The 17,135-nt window shown below is 49.6% G+C and carries 14 protein-coding genes; 10 read left to right on the plus strand and 4 right to left on the minus strand.

What is annotated here, in order from left to right; genetic code table 11:
* Nucleotides 1-237 precede the first annotated feature (237 nt).
* The 3 genes from Q1Y74_RS05705 to Q1Y74_RS05715 all read left to right on the plus strand — a co-directional run bounded on the left by Q1Y74_RS05705 (nt 238) and on the right by Q1Y74_RS05715 (nt 6,958).
* The gene (locus Q1Y74_RS05705; protein WP_300812796.1) at nt 238-468 is read left to right on the plus strand and encodes a hypothetical protein; all 231 of its coding nucleotides are present in this window, start codon (nt 238-240) and stop codon (nt 466-468) included.
* 330 nt (nt 469-798) lie between these two features.
* Nucleotides 799-4,020, plus strand: a complete 3,222-nt coding sequence (locus Q1Y74_RS05710; protein ID WP_300812798.1) for an exodeoxyribonuclease V subunit beta — start codon at nt 799-801, stop codon at nt 4,018-4,020.
* 46 nt (nt 4,021-4,066) lie between these two features.
* Nucleotides 4,067-6,958, plus strand: coding sequence for a PD-(D/E)XK nuclease family protein (locus Q1Y74_RS05715; protein WP_300812800.1), 2,892 nt, complete (start codon nt 4,067-4,069; stop codon nt 6,956-6,958).
* 16 nt (nt 6,959-6,974) lie between these two features.
* Here Q1Y74_RS05715 and Q1Y74_RS05720 read toward each other — a convergent pair whose 3' ends face one another.
* Complete coding sequence (locus Q1Y74_RS05720; protein ID WP_300812803.1) at nt 6,975-7,685, minus strand: tRNA1(Val) (adenine(37)-N6)-methyltransferase; 711 nt, start codon at nt 7,683-7,685, stop codon at nt 6,975-6,977.
* A gap of 171 nt (nt 7,686-7,856) precedes the next feature.
* Between Q1Y74_RS05720 and lon the strand changes: the two genes are divergently transcribed.
* The 4 genes from lon to Q1Y74_RS05740 all read left to right on the plus strand — a co-directional run bounded on the left by lon (nt 7,857) and on the right by Q1Y74_RS05740 (nt 13,456).
* On the plus strand, nt 7,857-10,331 hold the full coding sequence (gene lon / locus Q1Y74_RS05725; protein ID WP_300812805.1) for an endopeptidase La: 2,475 nt from the start codon (nt 7,857-7,859) through the stop codon (nt 10,329-10,331).
* Nucleotides 10,328-11,458: a tRNA guanosine(34) transglycosylase Tgt gene (gene tgt / locus Q1Y74_RS05730; protein WP_300812807.1), complete on the plus strand. Its 1,131-nt coding sequence runs from the start codon at nt 10,328-10,330 to the stop codon at nt 11,456-11,458. Before lon ends, tgt begins: the two co-directional genes overlap by 4 nt.
* Nucleotides 11,455-12,591: an LptF/LptG family permease gene (locus tag Q1Y74_RS05735; protein WP_300812809.1), complete on the plus strand. Its 1,137-nt coding sequence runs from the start codon at nt 11,455-11,457 to the stop codon at nt 12,589-12,591. The genes tgt and Q1Y74_RS05735 overlap by 4 nt, the downstream gene beginning before the upstream one ends.
* A gap of 61 nt (nt 12,592-12,652) precedes the next feature.
* On the plus strand, nt 12,653-13,456 hold the full coding sequence (locus tag Q1Y74_RS05740; RefSeq protein WP_300812811.1) for an MBL fold metallo-hydrolase: 804 nt from the start codon (nt 12,653-12,655) through the stop codon (nt 13,454-13,456).
* Between the two features lie 518 nt (nt 13,457-13,974).
* Here the strand turns inward: Q1Y74_RS05740 and Q1Y74_RS05745 are convergent.
* Genes Q1Y74_RS05745 through Q1Y74_RS05755 form a run of 3 tightly spaced genes read right to left on the minus strand, consistent with a single transcriptional unit; the run spans nt 13,975 to nt 14,965 of the window.
* A complete protein-coding gene (locus tag Q1Y74_RS05745; RefSeq protein ID WP_300812813.1) occupies nt 13,975-14,316 on the minus strand; it encodes a hypothetical protein in 342 nt (113 codons plus the stop codon).
* Between the two features lie 10 nt (nt 14,317-14,326).
* Nucleotides 14,327-14,626, minus strand: a complete 300-nt coding sequence (locus Q1Y74_RS05750; RefSeq protein ID WP_300812815.1) for a hypothetical protein — start codon at nt 14,624-14,626, stop codon at nt 14,327-14,329.
* A gap of 9 nt (nt 14,627-14,635) precedes the next feature.
* Complete coding sequence (locus Q1Y74_RS05755; protein WP_300812817.1) at nt 14,636-14,965, minus strand: helix-turn-helix transcriptional regulator; 330 nt, start codon at nt 14,963-14,965, stop codon at nt 14,636-14,638.
* Nucleotides 14,966-15,352: 387 nt separating this feature from the next.
* Here Q1Y74_RS05755 and Q1Y74_RS05765 point away from each other — a divergent pair, with 387 nt between their 5' ends.
* The 3 genes from Q1Y74_RS05765 to Q1Y74_RS05775 form a co-directional block, all read left to right on the plus strand.
* A complete protein-coding gene (locus Q1Y74_RS05765) occupies nt 15,353-15,913 on the plus strand; it encodes a helix-turn-helix transcriptional regulator (protein ID WP_300812820.1) in 561 nt (186 codons plus the stop codon).
* Nucleotides 15,914-16,094: 181 nt separating this feature from the next.
* The gene (locus Q1Y74_RS05770; RefSeq protein ID WP_300812823.1) at nt 16,095-16,322 is read left to right on the plus strand and encodes a hypothetical protein; all 228 of its coding nucleotides are present in this window, start codon (nt 16,095-16,097) and stop codon (nt 16,320-16,322) included.
* 141 nt (nt 16,323-16,463) lie between these two features.
* Nucleotides 16,464-17,135 (plus strand): hypothetical protein (locus Q1Y74_RS05775; RefSeq protein WP_300812825.1); only part of this gene is annotated, 672 nt, incomplete at its 3' end.

Raw genomic sequence — 17,135 nt, forward strand, 5'->3', positions numbered from 1 at the left:
GGGAGCAGCCGTAAAACCATGTAAGTACATTTTCAGTCCCAGGGCTCACACGGAAAAAGATTTCATTCAAGTTTGACTTCGACGGTTTTCAGCCCGATTCGATTGAGACTTGAAGGGAATCACCGTTGTCGAGCTGACGCCCCACATCCCCGTCTTTACATTTTGACACTTTGACTTTCCTAATGCGTGAGATTCCGTTATTTCGGCCTTCCGTCCGGCTCGCACGAAAAAACGGGAATGAAAATCCGTAATCGGCTGCGTGGCAGAAAGATAGCGAAATCTTTACATTTGAAAGAGAGAAAAAAGCAGCTCCCGGGAGAGGAAAACACCCTCTTTTACGGTTCGAAAAGCCACTTTGAAGGAGACAACTACCCTTCCGAAGGACCGAAACAAGGCTTTTGGACGTTCCGAACAAGCATTATTGGTGTCCCCAACAAGCAATCTGCGCGGACGGAACAAGCATTGTGAACGGTCGGGACAAGCATTGCGAACGGACAATGCCTGCACCGTGGCCTTCCTCCTCATCCGGAAAAGCGTTTTCAGACATCTATTTCGGACCGTTTGCCAAATTCCCGTGTCAGCAAAATGCTCCTTATTCCGACTTTTTGCAACCATTTTACGCCATAACCACACACGGCGCATCCATCCATTCCAACCGAAAGAGTGTTCAAAATGCTTCAGGAGAACCTCGTTTTCCCCGTATGACCGCTCAAAAGAGAGCGAAAAATCAGCCTCTCCGTATGTGGTCTTTCGACCGAAAAGTGTACTTTTGTAGGGTTAACTCATGCTGCAAATTACATGGAATTATTAGTATATAAGGCTTCCGCCGGCTCGGGCAAGACGTTTACACTGGCAGTGGAATACATCAGGCACCTGATAATCAATCCTTACGCATACCGGCAGATACTGGCGGTGACCTTCACCAATAAGGCAACCACCGAGATGAAGGAGCGCATCCTGCAACAGCTATACGGCATCTGGCAGGGTGACCCGGCATCGGACGCCTATCTGCAACAAATCAAAGCCAAACTGGCTCAGGAAAACAAGCCCTATACCGACAACGAACTGCGCCACAGGGCGGGAATGGCCCTGCAATACATGCTGCACGACTACAGCCGCTTCCGCGTAGAGACCATCGACTCGTTCTTCCAGTCGGTGATGCGCAACCTGGCCCGCGAGCTGGAGCTCAGCCCCAACCTGAACATCGAGCTGGACAACACACAGATACTGGACGAAGCGGTAGACAGCCTCATAGAAAAGCTGACGCCTACCTCGCCCGTCCTGGCGTGGCTGCTGGACTACATCTACGAGCGCATTGCCGACGACAAACGCTGGAATGTGTCCAACGAGGTGAAGAGCTTCGGCAGGAACATCTTCGACGAAGGCTACATCGAACGCGGCGGGAAGCTGCGGCTGAAGCTGCGCGACCCCGAGGTGGTCAGGCTCTACCGCGAAGTGCTGCGCGAGATGGAGGCCGAGGCCCTGGAGCAGATGAAAGGATTCTACGACCAGTTTGAGGGCGAACTGGAGGTCCACAACCTTGCGGCGGACGACCTGAAGAACGGTTCACGCGGCATAGGCAGCTACTTCCGTAAGCTGCGCGACGGCAAACTGAGCGACAAGGACGTGCTGAACGCAACCTTGCAGAACAGCCTGAACAGTGCCGCAAACTGGGCTGCCAAGACCTCGGCACGAAGAGAAGACATCCTCCGGCTGGCCGAGAACAGCCTGCTGCCTCTGCTGCGCGACGCCGAAGCGCTGCGCCCCCTGAAGAACCGCACCGTGAACAGTTGCCGCCTGTCGTTGCAGCACCTCAACAAGTTGCAGCTGCTCAACCACATTGATGAGGAAGTGCGCACCCAGAACAGGGAGCACAACCGTTTTCTGCTGTCCGACACCAACGCCCTGCTACATAAGCTGGTGTCCGAAGGCGATTCTTCCTTTGTGTTCGAGAAGCTGGGAGCCAACATCCGCAACGTGATGATAGACGAGTTTCAGGACACCAGCCGCATGCAGTGGGACAACTTCCGCCTGCTGCTGCTCGAAGGCCTTTCGCAGGGAGCCGACAGTCTGATTGTAGGAGACGTGAAGCAGTCCATCTACCGCTGGCGCAACGGCGACTGGGGCATCCTGAACAGCCTGGGCAACCCGACCTCGCCTGCCTTCCCCTTCCCGGTCCGCATCGAGACGCTGAAGGTGAACCGACGCAGCGAAAGCCGCATCATCAGCTTCAACAACCGCTTCTTCACCGAAGCCGTAAACTGGCTGAACGCCCAGCACCTGGAAGAACTGAAGGAAGAATGCTATCCGCTTAAACATGCCTATGCCGACGTGGTGCAGGAGTCGCCCAAAGCCGAAACGAGGGGTTATGTCAAAGCCCGCTTCCTGGAGCCCGACGAGGAACAAAGCTACACCGACGTGACGCTGGCCGCCTTGGGCGACGAGGTGGCACGGTTGCTCGAAGCCGGTGTCCGGCTGAACGACATCACCATCCTGGTACGCAAGAACAAGAACATTCCTCCCATTGCCGACTACTTCGACAAAGAACTCCACCTGCCCGTAGTCTCCGACGAGGCCTTCCGGCTGGATGCCTCGCAGGCCGTCTGTATGCTGATGGATGCCCTGCGCTACCTGTGCGACCCCGAAGAGCAGATTGCCCGTGCCTCGCTGATATTGGACTACCAACTCTCGGTATGCAGCTATCAAGGCGGGTGGGACAATCTGCTGGCAGGAGAGATGTCAGGCGAACTGCCCGAAGCTTTCATCACCCGACAGGAGGAGCTGCGCCTGATGCCCCTCTACGAACTGCTGGAAGAATTGTTCGGCATCTTCGGCATGAACCGCATTGAAAAGCAGGAAGCCTATCTGTTCTCCTTCTTCGATGCCGTGACCGAATACCTGCAAGACCACTCTTCCGAACTCGGCGGCTTCATCCGATATTGGGATGAGACACTCTGCTCCAAGACCATCCCCAGCGGAGAAATGGAAGGCATACGCATCTTCTCCATCCATAAATCTAAAGGACTGGAGTTCCACACAGTACTGATTCCCTTCTGCGACTGGAAAATGGAAAACGAAACCAATAACCAGCTTGTCTGGTGTACGGCCTCGGAAGCACCCTACAACATGCTGGACCTCGTGCCCGTCAATTATTCGGCCACGATGGCCGAGTCCGTCTACCGGCAGGACTACCTGCAGGAGAGACTCCAGCTCTGGGTGGACAACCTGAACCTGCTCTACGTGGCCTTCACACGGGCAGGCAAGAACCTCGTAATCTGGAGCAAGAAGAACCAGAAAGGAACGGTGGCCGAACTGCTGTCCCGCTCGCTGCCCCTCATAGCCGCCGCGGGCGAAGGGACATGGGACGAGGAGGAGGCCGTCTACGAAAGCGGTACGCTCTGTCCCTCGGCCGACAAGAAGGAGGAAGACAGCCAATCCGTCACCAACCTGCTGGCACGGAAGCCGCAGAAACGTCCCGTGAGCATGGAGAGCATGAGACATGACATCGAGTTCCGGCAGTCCAACCGCTCGGCCGACTTCATTGCGGGCGTTGGTGAAGAAGAGTCGGCCCATCGGTTCATCAACCGCGGACGCCTGCTCCACACGCTTTTCTCTGCCATCGGGACGGAAGCGGACATTGACGAGGCTATCAGCCGCCTGGTGTTCGAGGGAGTGATAGACAGCCTGGAGAACGAAAGGGAAATCCGTGCACTGACCCGCCGCGCTTTCTCGCTTCCGCAGGTGAAGGACTGGTACTCGGGCAGTTGGGAACTGTTCAACGAGCGAGACATCGTCTGGTTGGAAAACGGCGAACTGAAGAACCGCCGGCCCGACCGCGTGATGAAGCGCGGCGACAAGCTGGTGGTGGTGGATTTCAAGTTCGGCAAGCCTAACAAAAAGTACAATCGTCAGGTAAAAGAATACATGCAACTGCTGGCCCGCATGGACCATGCCGCCGGAGACATCAGCGGCTATCTGTGGTATGTAGACGAAGAAACCATCGAGCAGGTACAGCCTTGAATATGAAGACAGACATTAACTCAAAAGTAAGTACTGACAATACAATATGGATACATTTCTCCAACAGGTCGCCCGCGACCTCTACTCCAAGATAGGCGACGAACTGGCCTATACGGCGGTCGTCTTCCCCAACAAGCGTGCCGGCTTGTTCTTCAACGAATCCCTCGCTGCCGAGTCGGACCGTCCGCTGTGGGCACCCGCCTACGTCAGCATCAGCGAGCTTTTCCGTGAACTTTCGCCCTATCAGCCCGGCGACCCCATCCGTCTCGTTTGCGAGCTCTACAAGGTCTTCCGCGAAGAGACCCGCAGCGACGAGACACTGGACGACTTCTACTTCTGGGGCGAACTGCTCATCGGCGACTTTGACGACGTGGACAAGAATCTGGTTGATGCGGACAAGCTGTTTGCCAACCTGCAGGACCTGAAAAACATCATGGACGACTACGACTTTCTGGACAAGGAGCAGGAAGAAGCCATCCGCCAGTTCTTCCAGAACTTCTCCATCGACAAGCGCACCGCACTGAAGGAACGCTTCATCTCACTGTGGGACAAGCTGGGGGTCATCTACCACCGTTACCGCGACAACCTTTCAAGGCTGGGCATCGCCTACGAGGGCATGATGTACCGCGACGTCATGGAGCGACTGGACATCTCCGCCCTGCCCTACAAGCACTATGTGTTTGTGGGCTTCAACGTGCTCAACAAGGTGGAGACCGCCTTCTTCCGCCTTCTGCAAGATGCGGGCAAGGCTCTCTTCTACTGGGATTACGACCTCTTCTACACCCGTCTGCCCCACGAACAGCAACCTCCCTATACCCACGAGGCGGGCGAATTTATCCTCCGTAACCTGAAGCTGTTCCCCAACCAGTTGCCCGAATCGGCTTTCGACGTGATGCGCAAGCCCAAACAGGTGCGCTTCATCTCGGCTCCTACCGAAAACGCACAGGCACGCTACCTGCCAGAGTGGGTACGGTCGGTGATGAAAGGAGACACTGCTGCAAGCCGTGAAAAGGAGAACGCCGTGGTACTTTGCAACGAATCGCTTCTACTACCCGTACTCCACTCCATTCCCCCAGAGGTGAAGAACGTCAACGTCACGATGGGGTTCCCCCTCTCCCAGACTCCTGCCTACAGCTTCATCAGCGTACTGATGGAGCTCCAGACTACGGGCTACCAGTCGCAGACGGGACGTTTCCTTTACGACAATGTGCTCAGTGTATTGAGACATCCCTATATCCGCCGATTATCCGCTGCCGCGGAACTGTTGGAAAACAGTCTGATACAAAACAACCGTTTCTACCCTTATCCGTCGGAGCTGAAGGCTGATGCCTTGCTCGAATACATATTTACTCCACAGGAGGGAATCCGGCAACTGTGTACCTACCTGTCCGGCATCCTGCGCGAAGCAGCGGCAATCTATCGAGGAACGGACGAAACGAAAGACATCTACAGCCAACTCTATCGTGAAGCGCTGTTCAAGAGCTACACAATGATAAACCGTCTGCTCACCCTGATAGAAAGCGGCGAGCTGACCTTACGTACAGACACGCTGAAGCGGTTGCTGGACAGGTTGATGACGGCAGCCAATATTCCTTTCCACGGCGAACCGGCCATCGGTATGCAAGTGATGGGAGTACTGGAGACCCGTAATTTGGACTTCCGCAATCTGCTGATACTCTCATTGAACGAAGGACAACTGCCCAAAGCTGGCGGAGAATCGTCCTTCATCCCCTACAATCTGCGCAAGGCTTTCGGCATGACCACCATCGAGCACAAGAATTCCGTTTACGCCTATTACTTCTACCGCCTCATTCAGCGGGCGGAAAACGTTACACTGCTCTATAATACCGCCACCGAAGGGTTGAACCGCGGTGAAATGTCTCGCTTCATGCTTCAGTTTTTGGTGGAATCGCCCCACGACATTGTGCGTGAATACCTGGAAGCGGGACAGTCGCCCCAGCAACGGCGGGCCATCCGAATTGAGAAAACCGAAGAGGTGGTGGAGCGCATGTGCCGCACCTACGACACCTGCCTGCATCCCAAAGCCCTCTTCTCGCCCTCGGCGCTCAACACCTACCTTGACTGCCGACTGAAATTCTATTTCCGTTACATAGCCGGATTGAAGACTCCCGACGAGGTTAGTGCGGAGATTGACTCGGCTCTTTTCGGTACCCTCTTCCACCGCTCGGCCGAACAGGTTTATCTGGAGCTTACCGCACACGGAAAGGACATCGGAAAAAAGGAACTGGAAGAATTGCTGAAGGATAAAGTAAAACTTCAGTCATACGTAGATAACTCATTCAAAGAGATATTCTTCCATGCACAGAAAGATGAACGTCCCGAATATAACGGCACCCAGCTGATACATGCCAAGGTAATCGCCTCGTACCTGCAACAGCTTTTACGAAACGACCTGCAATATGCTCCTTTCCGCATGGAAGGAATGGAACAGTCCGTGTCCGAAGTGATGGAGATTGATACCCCGCAAGGCAGATTGACCGTTCGTATAGGCGGCACTATCGACCGCATGGATGTCAAAGGAGAAACTTTGCGCATTGTTGATTACAAGACTGGAGGGATGCCCAAAACTCCTGAAAACATCGGCCAGCTGTTCATTCCCGCCGAGAATCGTCCGGGTTATATTTTCCAGACCTTTCTCTACGCCGCCATCGTATGCCGCAAGCAGCCGTTGAAAGTGGCTCCTTCCCTGCTCTACATCCATCGGGCGGCATCGGAAAGCTATTCGCCGGTCATCGAAATGGGACCTGTCCGCCAGCCCAAGACGCCGGTCAACAACTTTGCGTTCTACGAAGACGACTTCAGGGAGCGTTTGCAGGCGTTGCTGAAAGAAATCTTTGACCCCGCCGAACCTTTCAGCCAGACGGAGCACGAGAAACTGTGCGACTACTGCGACTACCGCAGGCTGTGCAAACGCTGAGACAGAAACGGAGAGGCTACATGTTGAGGTAGAAACCGGAAGTCAGGGCGATGTATTCGGGCGAATACCGGGCCGCAGACGACTCAATGTACAGGTCGTCCGCCAGGCAATCTTTATCCTCCAGCCCGAATGCCAGCAGCACCCTGCGGCGGGGCTTTCCGGGTTTGGTATAGACATTCAGTTGTCTGCACGGATACATTCCATGCTCCCATGCGGCATCGGTTACCATTTTCTCCACCTCCGCGGGGATGATAACGCAAATGAGCCCTCCCTCTTGCAACGAGACAGCAGAACGGCGGAAAAGCAAGTCATAATTCAATCCGCCGGTTGAGTGTCTGGCCTGACTCCGTTCTTTGTCCGGGCACTTCAACGCGTCTACGAAATAAGGCGGATTGGAGACAATCAAATCAAATTGCTCCTTTGCCGCATATTCCCTGAAGTTACCACACACCACTTCTATCCGATCCGCCCAAGGAGAGCGGGCCACATTCTCCCGCGCTTGCGTTGCCGCCTCCTCGTCTATCTCGACGGCTACAATCCGGGCATCGGTTGTGCGCTGTGCCATTTGCAAGGCTATAAGCCCCGTACCGGTGCCCACATCCAATATTCGTTTGCGCCCTTCTACAGGCGCCCATGCCCCCAAAAGCACCCCGTCTGTGCCCACTTTCATGGCGCATCGGTCATGCCATACGGTAAATTGTTTAAACTGAAAATAAGGGTTCGACATATTTATCTTCGTTAATCGGGCTCAAAAATAGTCAAAGCCCGGCTAACCTCCTCCATTTTGGTACTGTTTTTGTCTTTTTAAAGGAAACGAACGCCAATTTAATGGAAGAAATAGCTAACTTTGCAGGCGCTCTATTGCCCTGCCAATATGACATAAATTAATAAGAACGAAATGAAGAAAAGAAAATACCTGAGTGAGATAGAAGATAGAAGCGGAAACGGTTTTTCCGTCATTGCCGATTTTGAGGGGAATGAGGAACAACTGATGGATATTGACGTGGATGATATAGTGCCCATATTGCCTCTGCGCAACATGGTGCTGTTTCCGGGAGTGTTTATGCCCGTATCCGTGGGTAGGAAAAGCTCTCTGAAACTGGTGCGTGAGGCCGAGAAGAAGGGAACTTTTATCGGAGTAGTCTGCCAAAAGGTGGCCGAAACCGAATCTCCCCAGTTTGAAGACCTGCATACCATCGGAACCGTTGCAAAAATTGTGCGCGTCCTCGAAATGCCAGACCAGACAACCACCGTCATTTTACAGGGTTCCAAACGGATAGAGCTAAAGGAAATCATTGAAACAGCCCCCTATCTGAGAGGCCGTATCGCCACGCTTGACGAAGAATTGCCCGATAAGAACGACAAGGAGTTCCATGCGCTGGTAGAAGCAGTCAAGGATCTGACTGTAAGATACATCCGGACCTCAGACATGTTTCCGCAGGATTCCGCCTTCGCCATCAAGAATATCAATAACCCGATGTTCTTGATAGACTTTATCTGTACCAATCTTCCCTTGAAAAAGGATGAAAAGATAGAATTGCTCCGCATTGACTCGCTCCGTGCCCGTACCTACCGCCTGCTTGAGATTCTGAACCGAGAAGTACAGTTGGCAGAAATCAAGGAGTCTATCCAAATGCGTGCCCGTGAAGACATCGACCAACAACAGCGCGAATATTTCCTGCAACAACAGATAAAGACCATTCAGGACGAACTGGGAGGCAGCGGACAGGAACAGGAAATAGAAGAAATGCGCAAAAAGGCGGAAAGCATCAAGTGGAGCGCCGAAGTGAAAGAGGTTTTTCTGAAAGAAGTGGACAAACTGGAGCGTACACATCCCCAGTCGCCCGATTATAGTGTGCAGTTGAACTATTTGCAGACGATGCTCAGTCTTCCGTGGGGCATCTATACCACGGACAACCTGAATCTGACCAACGCAGAAAAAGCCTTAAACAAGGACCATTACGGTTTGGAAAAGGTTAAGGAACGCATTTTGGAACACCTGGCCGTCCTGAAGTTGAAGGGTGACATGAAATCTCCCATCATCTGCCTCTATGGCCCTCCGGGAGTAGGAAAAACCTCGCTGGGACGCTCCATTGCCGCTGCGCTGAAGCGGAAATACATCCGTATGTCGTTGGGTGGCGTGCACGATGAAGCCGAAATACGCGGACATCGCAAGACATACATCGGAGCCATGCCGGGACGTATCATCAAAAGCCTGATAAAGGCCGGTTCTTCCAATCCGGTGTTTATCCTGGACGAAATAGACAAAGTGAGTGCCGACCGCCAGGGAGATCCCTCATCGGCTTTGTTGGAAGTGCTCGATCCGGAGCAGAACACCACTTTCCACGACAATTTTCTGGATGTGGATTACGACCTGTCGAAAGTGATGTTCATAGCTACGGCCAACAACCTCAACACCATACCCGAACCTCTGCTCGACCGTATGGAGCTGATTGAAGTGAGCGGCTACATTACCGAAGAAAAGATTGAGATTGCCCGCCGCCACTTGGTTCCGAAGGAACTGGAGGCCAATGGCATGAAGAAGAACGACATCAAGATACCCAAGAATACGCTGGAAGCCATCATTGAATCCTATACCCGCGAAAGCGGCGTACGCGAACTGGAGAAAAAGATAGGTAAAATCCTGCGTAAGTCGGCACGTCAGTATGCTACCGACGGCTACTTTGCAAAGACGGAAATCAAGCCTTCCGACTTATATGAGTTTCTCGGAGCCCCTGAATATACACGCGATAAGTATCAAGGAAATGAATACGCAGGCGTCGTCACAGGTTTGGCATGGACAGCCGTTGGCGGAGAAATTCTCTTTGTAGAAACCAGCCTGAGTCGTGGCAAGGGCGGACGTCTGACGCTGACAGGCAACTTGGGTGACGTAATGAAGGAATCGGCAATGCTGGCACTTGAATACATCAAGGCCCACTCCTCGCTCCTGCAATTGGATGAAGAAATTTTCGACAATTGGAATATACATATTCACGTGCCCGAAGGCGCCATCCCCAAGGACGGACCGTCGGCCGGTATTACCATGGCTACTTCTTTGGCGTCAGCTCTCACTCAGCGCAAAGTCAAGGCCAACCTGGCTATGACAGGCGAAATCACCCTGCGCGGCAAGGTACTTCCCGTTGGCGGCATCAAGGAAAAGATACTGGCTGCCAAGCGCGCAGGTATCAAAGAAATCATCTTGAGCGAAGAAAACCGCAAGAATATAGAAGAAATACAGGAGATTTACCTGAAAGGGCTGACTTTCCACTACGTGAAAGATATAAAAGAGGTGTTTGCCATTGCGCTGACTGACGAAAAGGTAGCCGATGCCATTGACCTGTCCGTTAAAAAAGAAAAGACAGAAGCGGAATGACATTTGAATTACAATATACAGACAGCAAAAGCCAGGCACGGGCGGGACTGATTACCACAGACCACGGACAGATAGAAACCCCTATCTTCATGCCTGTCGGTACGCTCGGCACCGTTAAGGGAGTTCATCTGACGGAACTGAAGAACGACATCAAAGCCCAGATTATTCTGGGCAATACCTACCATCTTTACCTCCGTCCGGGACTGGATGTCATCGAAAAGGCAGGAGGACTGCACAAATTCAACGGTTTCGACCGTCCCATGCTGACAGATAGCGGCGGGTTTCAGGTGTTTTCGCTGGCTGGCATCCGTAAACTGAAGGAAGAAGGTGCGGAATTCCGTTCGCACATTGATGGTAGCAAGCACATTTTCACCCCTGAGAAGGTGATGGATATCGAACGTACAATCGGCGCCGACATCATGATGGCTTTCGATGAGTGCACTCCCGGCGACGCCGACTATGCCTACGCCAAGAAATCGATGGAGCTCACCCACCGCTGGCTTGACCGCTGCCTTCAGCGTTTCAACGAAACGGAACCCAAGTATGGTTATCACCAGTCGCTTTTCCCCATTGTGCAGGGGTGTGTGTATCCCGACCTGCGCAGGCAGTCGGCCGAATTTATCGCCTCCAAAGGAGCCGAAGGCAATGCCATTGGTGGCTTGGCCGTAGGCGAACCAACGGAGAAAATGTACGAAATGATTGAGCTGGTCAACGAAATACTTCCCAAAGACAAGCCCCGATACCTGATGGGCGTAGGCACTCCTGTCAACATTCTGGAAGGTATCGAACGGGGTGTGGACATGTTCGATTGTGTAATGCCCACCCGTAACGGCCGCAACGGAATGCTCTTCACCAAAGACGGCATTATCAACATGCGCAATAAAAAATGGGAAACGGACTTCTCACCCATTGAAGCCGATGGTGCCTCTTACGTAGACACCCTCTACTCCAAAGCCTATCTCCGCCACCTCTTTCATGCCCAAGAATTGCTGGCCTTGCAAATAGCCTCCATACACAATCTGGCTTTCTATCTGTGGCTGGTGGGCGAAGCCCGTAAACATATCATACAAGGGGACTTCTCCACTTGGAAGCCAGCCATGATAAAACGCGTATCAACACGGTTATGAAAAGAATAGACTTGAAGATATTGAAAAGCATCAGGTTACCCCGCGGAAAGTTTCTCAAGCGGCTGGACTACTACATCATCAGGAAATTTTTGGGCACATACGTCTTTACCATTGCCCTGATTATTTCCATTGCAGTGGTATTCGACTTCAACGAAAAAATGGACCGCTTCATGTCACACGAAGCACCGTGGAAAGCCATCATATTCGACTATTATCTGAACTTTGTGCCCTACTTTGCCAATCTGTTTAGCCCATTGTTCGTGTTCATCGCCGTCATATTCTTCACTTCCAAGCTGGCAGAGAATTCCGAAATCATAGCCATGTTCTCCACAGGCATGAGTTTCAAGCGGATGCTCCGGCCCTATATGGTATCGGCTGCCATTATTGCCGTAGTTACTTTCTATTTAGGCTCCTACGTGATACCTAAAGGCAGTGTTACACGCATTAATTTCGAGGACAAATATTATAAGCCACGTAAAAGCAATACCGCACGCAACATCCAACTTGAAGTAGATTCAGGGGTAATTGCCTATATTGAACGCTACGAAAACTATAGCAAGACAGGCTATCGCTTCTCATTGGACAAGTTCAAGGACAAACAGTTGGTATCACACCTGACTGCACGTTCCATCACATACGACACCACTTCCGTACACAAGTGGATCATTAAGGACTATATGATACGACAAATGGACGGCATGAAGGAAAGCATCACCAGAGGAACCCGCATAGACACTACCCTGTTTATGGAACCGGCCGACTTCCTGATAATGAAGAACCAGCAGGAAATGCTTACCAATCCTCAGCTGAGCGAATACATTGACCGACAACGACAGCGTGGGTTTGCAAACATCAAAGAATTCGAAATTGAATATCATAAGCGCATTGCCATGTCTTTCGCCTCATTCATCCTGACGCTGATTGGTGTTTCGCTTTCGTCCAAGAAGACCAAAGGGGGCATGGGACTTCATCTGGGTATCGGATTGGGGTTAAGCTTCTCTTATATCCTTTTCCAGACCATTGCCTCTACCTTTGCCGTCAACGGAAACGTTCCTCCTGCCATTGCAGTATGGATACCGAACATCCTTTATGCGTTCATTGCCTTTTATCTCTACAAAAAGGCGCCCAAATAAAGGAGAAGGAGAGATTCGATTGTTTGTGAAATGTGCTCTATTTTTTGTAAGTAAGACAGAAATGAAAGTAAAATTTATAAGCCTTGCGAGCGGAAGCAGTGGCAATTGTTATTATATAGGTACTGAGACCTATGGCATTCTGATTGACGCAGGCATCGCCGCGCGCAGCATTAAAAAACTGTTAAAGGATGCAGGTATAGGAATGGAAATGATACGAGCCGTGTTCGTCACACACGACCATGCTGATCATATCAAGGCCGTAGGTGGACTGGGCGAAAAACTGAACATCCCCATCTATGCCACAGCACGCATCCATGAAGGCATCAATCGCAGCTACTGTGTCACAGAAAAACTCCACTCCTCCGTCCGTCATCTGGAGAAACAGCAGCCTTTGCAATTGCAGGACTTCCTGATAGAATCCTTTGAAGTACCTCATGACGGCACAGACAACGTGGGCTATTGTATCAAAATAGGCGATAAGACCTTTTTGTTCCTCACAGACTTGGGAGAAATAACCCCTATCGCCGCCGGATACATAGAGCAAGCTGATTATTTGATAATAGAAGCTAACTACGATGAAGAAATGCTGCGTATGGGCACCTATCCTCAGCATCTGAAAGAACGGATTGCCAGCCGTACAGGACACATGAGCAATCTTGACACCGCCCGTTTCTTAGCCGAACATTTTACCGACCACCTGAAATATATCTGGCTCTGTCATTTGAGCAAAGACAACAATCACCCTGAACTGGCATACAAGACCGTGGAATGGGAATTAAAGCAAAAGGGAATTATAGTAGGCAAAGATGTACAGCTTTGCGCATTAAAACGGTCTGTTCCTTCCCAACTATACGAGTTTGAATAGGAAAATCTAAGAATTCCTCGTTTCAAATCTTTGGTGTCGTAGACGTCATTAGTGACTTATAGGCCAGCCTCACGACATCATTTTAAAGTTGGTGTTGTAGGCAGATGCCTTTACTGTGTCGTTGCGATTCAGTTGGTTGTCATTCAGCGTGAAGGTAAAGTTATCTTTCAGTCCGTAGTTATGTATGATAAGATTGTTCTTATTCTCTTATCATAATCAGTCTACATTCTCGGTGAAACGGCTGGCATTAGTACCGGGTCAGCGGGCATTCCTGATTGGCTACATTGGCGTATCAGGCGCATTGCCAGGATAATATGGACATAAAAGGATATGGATGGAACGTCAACCCCACAAAAAACGAAAAATCAGAGAAATACATTTATTTTGTAAATCTCTGATTTTTCTTTGTCGGGGTGAAAGGAACTTAATTTTGTCATTTCATTACTGATTATCAATAATATGTGATACGAATATTTCGTCTTATTTTCTGAAAACGTCTGATTTTGTATAATTCCAAATTATCGATTCAATTTCGATAATAAACGTAGTTTCTTCACATATTTATCCCATAAATCAGGTATAATTTCATTATTCTGATAGGGATTTGTTTTATCATCATAAAACCACAAACAAATGTACTCACCTTTCTCGTTAACCGTATACCGACCTTCAGCTAACCGTTCTAACAATTTTTTATTAATTCCTTTGTAAGAACAATAATAGGATGAATGTTCATCTATTGTTTCGTTTAAAGAGTTACCTAAAGATGTGTACTCTCTATTAAAAAACATCCATTCGTCACGGTCATTTTTCCTCATGCCATAAGGCAAGTTTATTCTTAAAAAATCACTCAGTGCCATATATAATCTATTATAGCGTTTTCTTTTCTAATAGAAATGTTATCTCTGATATGGCAGATGATATAGAATCACACTTTTCTTGTAACTCTTTTTGAGAATCTATCATATCATGAGACATATCTAAAATTGAGCTTTCTAAATCTTTAGTAGCGATTGATTGTACCAATGTGGACACTACTTCCGGATGAGATTCAACAAAGGTTTTACCATATTTATTTGATAGGTGAACATACACAAAATCCCAATAATAAAAGACTTCATTAATGTGTTCTTCCATTTTTTCCGAGTAAGACCTTCTTTCTACTTTCATAATTAATTACTATTTATTCAGTATTTCTAAATTATTATCTCCAAACACAAGCTTAAGGACCTGTTCTTTCCGGTCTTTCTTCAATTTGATCTGAAGGATAGCTTCCACACCTTCATTCTCTTGTCCCGGTTCAACATATCGAACCGGCCACGTAAACAAGTCTATGACACGAACACCCAAGCAATCTGCGATTATCTCAAGTTCGGAAACTTTCAATTCACGTTTCCCACGCTCAAGATTGCTTAAGACAGAAGGGTCAACAGAAAGTGCTTCAGCCAAAACTTCCTGAGTAACACCCTTTTCAATTCTTATTTTCTTTATATTCTCTATTATGTTCATATTTATAAAGTTAGATGTTCTTCTTGTTTGATAGCATGAGAAATATTCGATATAAAATGAGATTATCTCATGTTTTTCTTGCGATATTCACATCAATATGTTATGTTTGCACCGTGTAACTGAGATTTACGCATTGAAGTTGTGATTATCGCAATAAAACAACAAATTATTAATAAGGTTTTCAATCATTATGGTATTTAGAGACTACATTAAGAGCCTGCCAAACCAGCAGTTTGACACAATTAAGAAGCTGGCAGAATTGACTTCGTCGTCAGTAGTGTCCGTGTACAGATGGATGAATGGAGATGCAACTCCGCACCCATTAAAGCAGAAAGTAATTGCCGAATACCTCGGCATGAGTGTTGAAGAACTATTCCCCACGAAGCAATGAAAGACCTGGCCAACACCGAATTTTACACCACACCCGAAGGTGAAGTTATGGTTAAGCCAGTCGGGCAATCGGCCTACATACTGACAGAGAACTGCCGCGACGTGATATGCGAGATGCTGGCCGCCATCCGCGAGCGTTACCCCAAGGCGCACACGGCACTGATGAAACTTTACTCCTCCAGTTCGATGAACCGGATAGCATACGAGTACAAGGTGGTGCACAGATTTATCAGATGCAATTTTGGCGAGTACAACCAGGCTTCCATCGACATCAACCATCACGGGGTGTTCCAGTTCGAGGAAGTGGGCTGTCCGCTGCGAGGCGAGTGCCCCCTGGAGGGCGTGGTGTGCAAGCCGGAACTGGACACGCAGCTCACGGATAGGGAGATGGAGGTGTTCCGCCTGTATGCCAAGAACCTGCAGACGGAGCAGATAGCCGACGAGCTGCACATCTCACCCTGCACGGTCAACCGACACCGGGAGAACATCAAGGCCAAACTGCGTGTAAGCACCGTTGGCGAAATGGTCGCTTACTGGTACTCAAACCATCTGTCATAGTATCTCATAGAATTAGTTAGTTAGCCTGCCCGAGCCTCCTGTGAAGGCCGCGAGGGCACCACCCCGCACTGCGTCCGAATGGTAGCGGACTGAATGGCGTCAGCCAGGCTGGGAAGCGACGGCGGTTCGATTCCGCCATGCGGGACACGACGATTTATGAACCAATAAAAACTACATGTAAATGAAAAAAGAGCATCTTACACTGGACACTCGGGTAGCCAATGCATTGGTGTCCCGAATCATCGAAGAGCGATGGCCGGTGCACGTACAACGCGGAATCCCTTTCCGCACGGAGAACGGCAACCACATGGCGGACGTCACCGTGGAGTATGAAGACGACTTCCCGTTCGGCGGGAAACTGGCCGAGACCATCAACCGAGTGTTCAACTTATCCGACCCACTGCCATGACCGTACAAGAACTTATGGAACGCCTCGAAGAGTGCGACCCAGAGGCGGAAGTATATTTGAACACAGGTGACCTCAACCTGATGGAAATAAATAGTGTAAAGGAACACATACCGACCTGTTCGGTAATTATAAGTTAGAATTATGGCAGCATACTTCATAGACCACATCAAGACCTACGCCAGCACCAACAACAAGGGACGCGAACTGCAACAATACATTGAGCAGTTCACCCAGCGGCTGGTGAAAGACGACCTCGCCATGGACGCGCTGAAGGTGGACATTGAGCAAGAGATTGAACGTCTCAACAAGGCATACCCTCGCACTCGACCTCTTGTTTTGGACAGCTACAAGGGCAGAGACTACGGACAGTGGACAGCCTGGGTAAAGGGGAACAGTGACAAGATAGTGTTCATCCTCTACTGGAAGGAAGTGCTGGGTACGTACCGATTCAACGAACACGTTGAAAAGAAGTTGGAGCAGAAACCGCATCTTACAATTAATAATGTAGAATTGAGTACATGGCATTTTGATGATAAAGAAAATTGTATTCCAGACTCTTACATGGTATCTGCCTCATTTTGCTGTTATTCATATACCCTATTTTTAAACACTAAAGACTTACAATGTTATGAAAATGGTGGTTTCTTGGATAATAGCGGATGTGATGGGCCTACATTATTTATTAATGAAGTTGATTCATATTACAAGATTTTTCAAAACGAAGCAGACGAACTTGTCGAAAAAATAAAAAAGGCGTGGGAAGATTTTAAAGAGAACTCACCTTATAACTATTATGGTAAAATTGAGGAGACA

Origin of the sequence: uncultured Bacteroides sp. (genome assembly GCF_949298305.1) — a bacterium.
Classification (GTDB): Bacteria; Bacteroidota; Bacteroidia; order Bacteroidales; family Bacteroidaceae; genus Bacteroides.

What these genes read in the sequence shown, in the direction of transcription:
- Q1Y74_RS05705 (WP_300812796.1), top strand. Translation starts at nt 238, where the DNA reads ATGAAAATCCGTAATCGGCTGCGTGGCAGAAAGATAGCGAAATCTTTA.
- Q1Y74_RS05710 (WP_300812798.1), top strand. Translation starts at nt 799, where the DNA reads ATGGAATTATTAGTATATAAGGCTTCCGCCGGCTCGGGCAAGACGTTT.
- Q1Y74_RS05715 (WP_300812800.1), top strand. Translation starts at nt 4,067, where the DNA reads ATGGATACATTTCTCCAACAGGTCGCCCGCGACCTCTACTCCAAGATA.
- Q1Y74_RS05720 (WP_300812803.1), bottom strand. Translation starts at nt 7,685, where the DNA reads ATGTCGAACCCTTATTTTCAGTTTAAACAATTTACCGTATGGCATGAC.
- lon (WP_300812805.1), top strand. Translation starts at nt 7,857, where the DNA reads ATGAAGAAAAGAAAATACCTGAGTGAGATAGAAGATAGAAGCGGAAAC.
- tgt (WP_300812807.1), top strand. Translation starts at nt 10,328, where the DNA reads ATGACATTTGAATTACAATATACAGACAGCAAAAGCCAGGCACGGGCG.
- Q1Y74_RS05735 (WP_300812809.1), top strand. Translation starts at nt 11,455, where the DNA reads ATGAAAAGAATAGACTTGAAGATATTGAAAAGCATCAGGTTACCCCGC.
- Q1Y74_RS05740 (WP_300812811.1), top strand. Translation starts at nt 12,653, where the DNA reads ATGAAAGTAAAATTTATAAGCCTTGCGAGCGGAAGCAGTGGCAATTGT.
- Q1Y74_RS05745 (WP_300812813.1), bottom strand. Translation starts at nt 14,316, where the DNA reads ATGGCACTGAGTGATTTTTTAAGAATAAACTTGCCTTATGGCATGAGG.
- Q1Y74_RS05750 (WP_300812815.1), bottom strand. Translation starts at nt 14,626, where the DNA reads ATGAAAGTAGAAAGAAGGTCTTACTCGGAAAAAATGGAAGAACACATT.
- Q1Y74_RS05755 (WP_300812817.1), bottom strand. Translation starts at nt 14,965, where the DNA reads ATGAACATAATAGAGAATATAAAGAAAATAAGAATTGAAAAGGGTGTT.
- Q1Y74_RS05765 (WP_300812820.1), top strand. Translation starts at nt 15,353, where the DNA reads ATGAAAGACCTGGCCAACACCGAATTTTACACCACACCCGAAGGTGAA.
- Q1Y74_RS05770 (WP_300812823.1), top strand. Translation starts at nt 16,095, where the DNA reads ATGAAAAAAGAGCATCTTACACTGGACACTCGGGTAGCCAATGCATTG.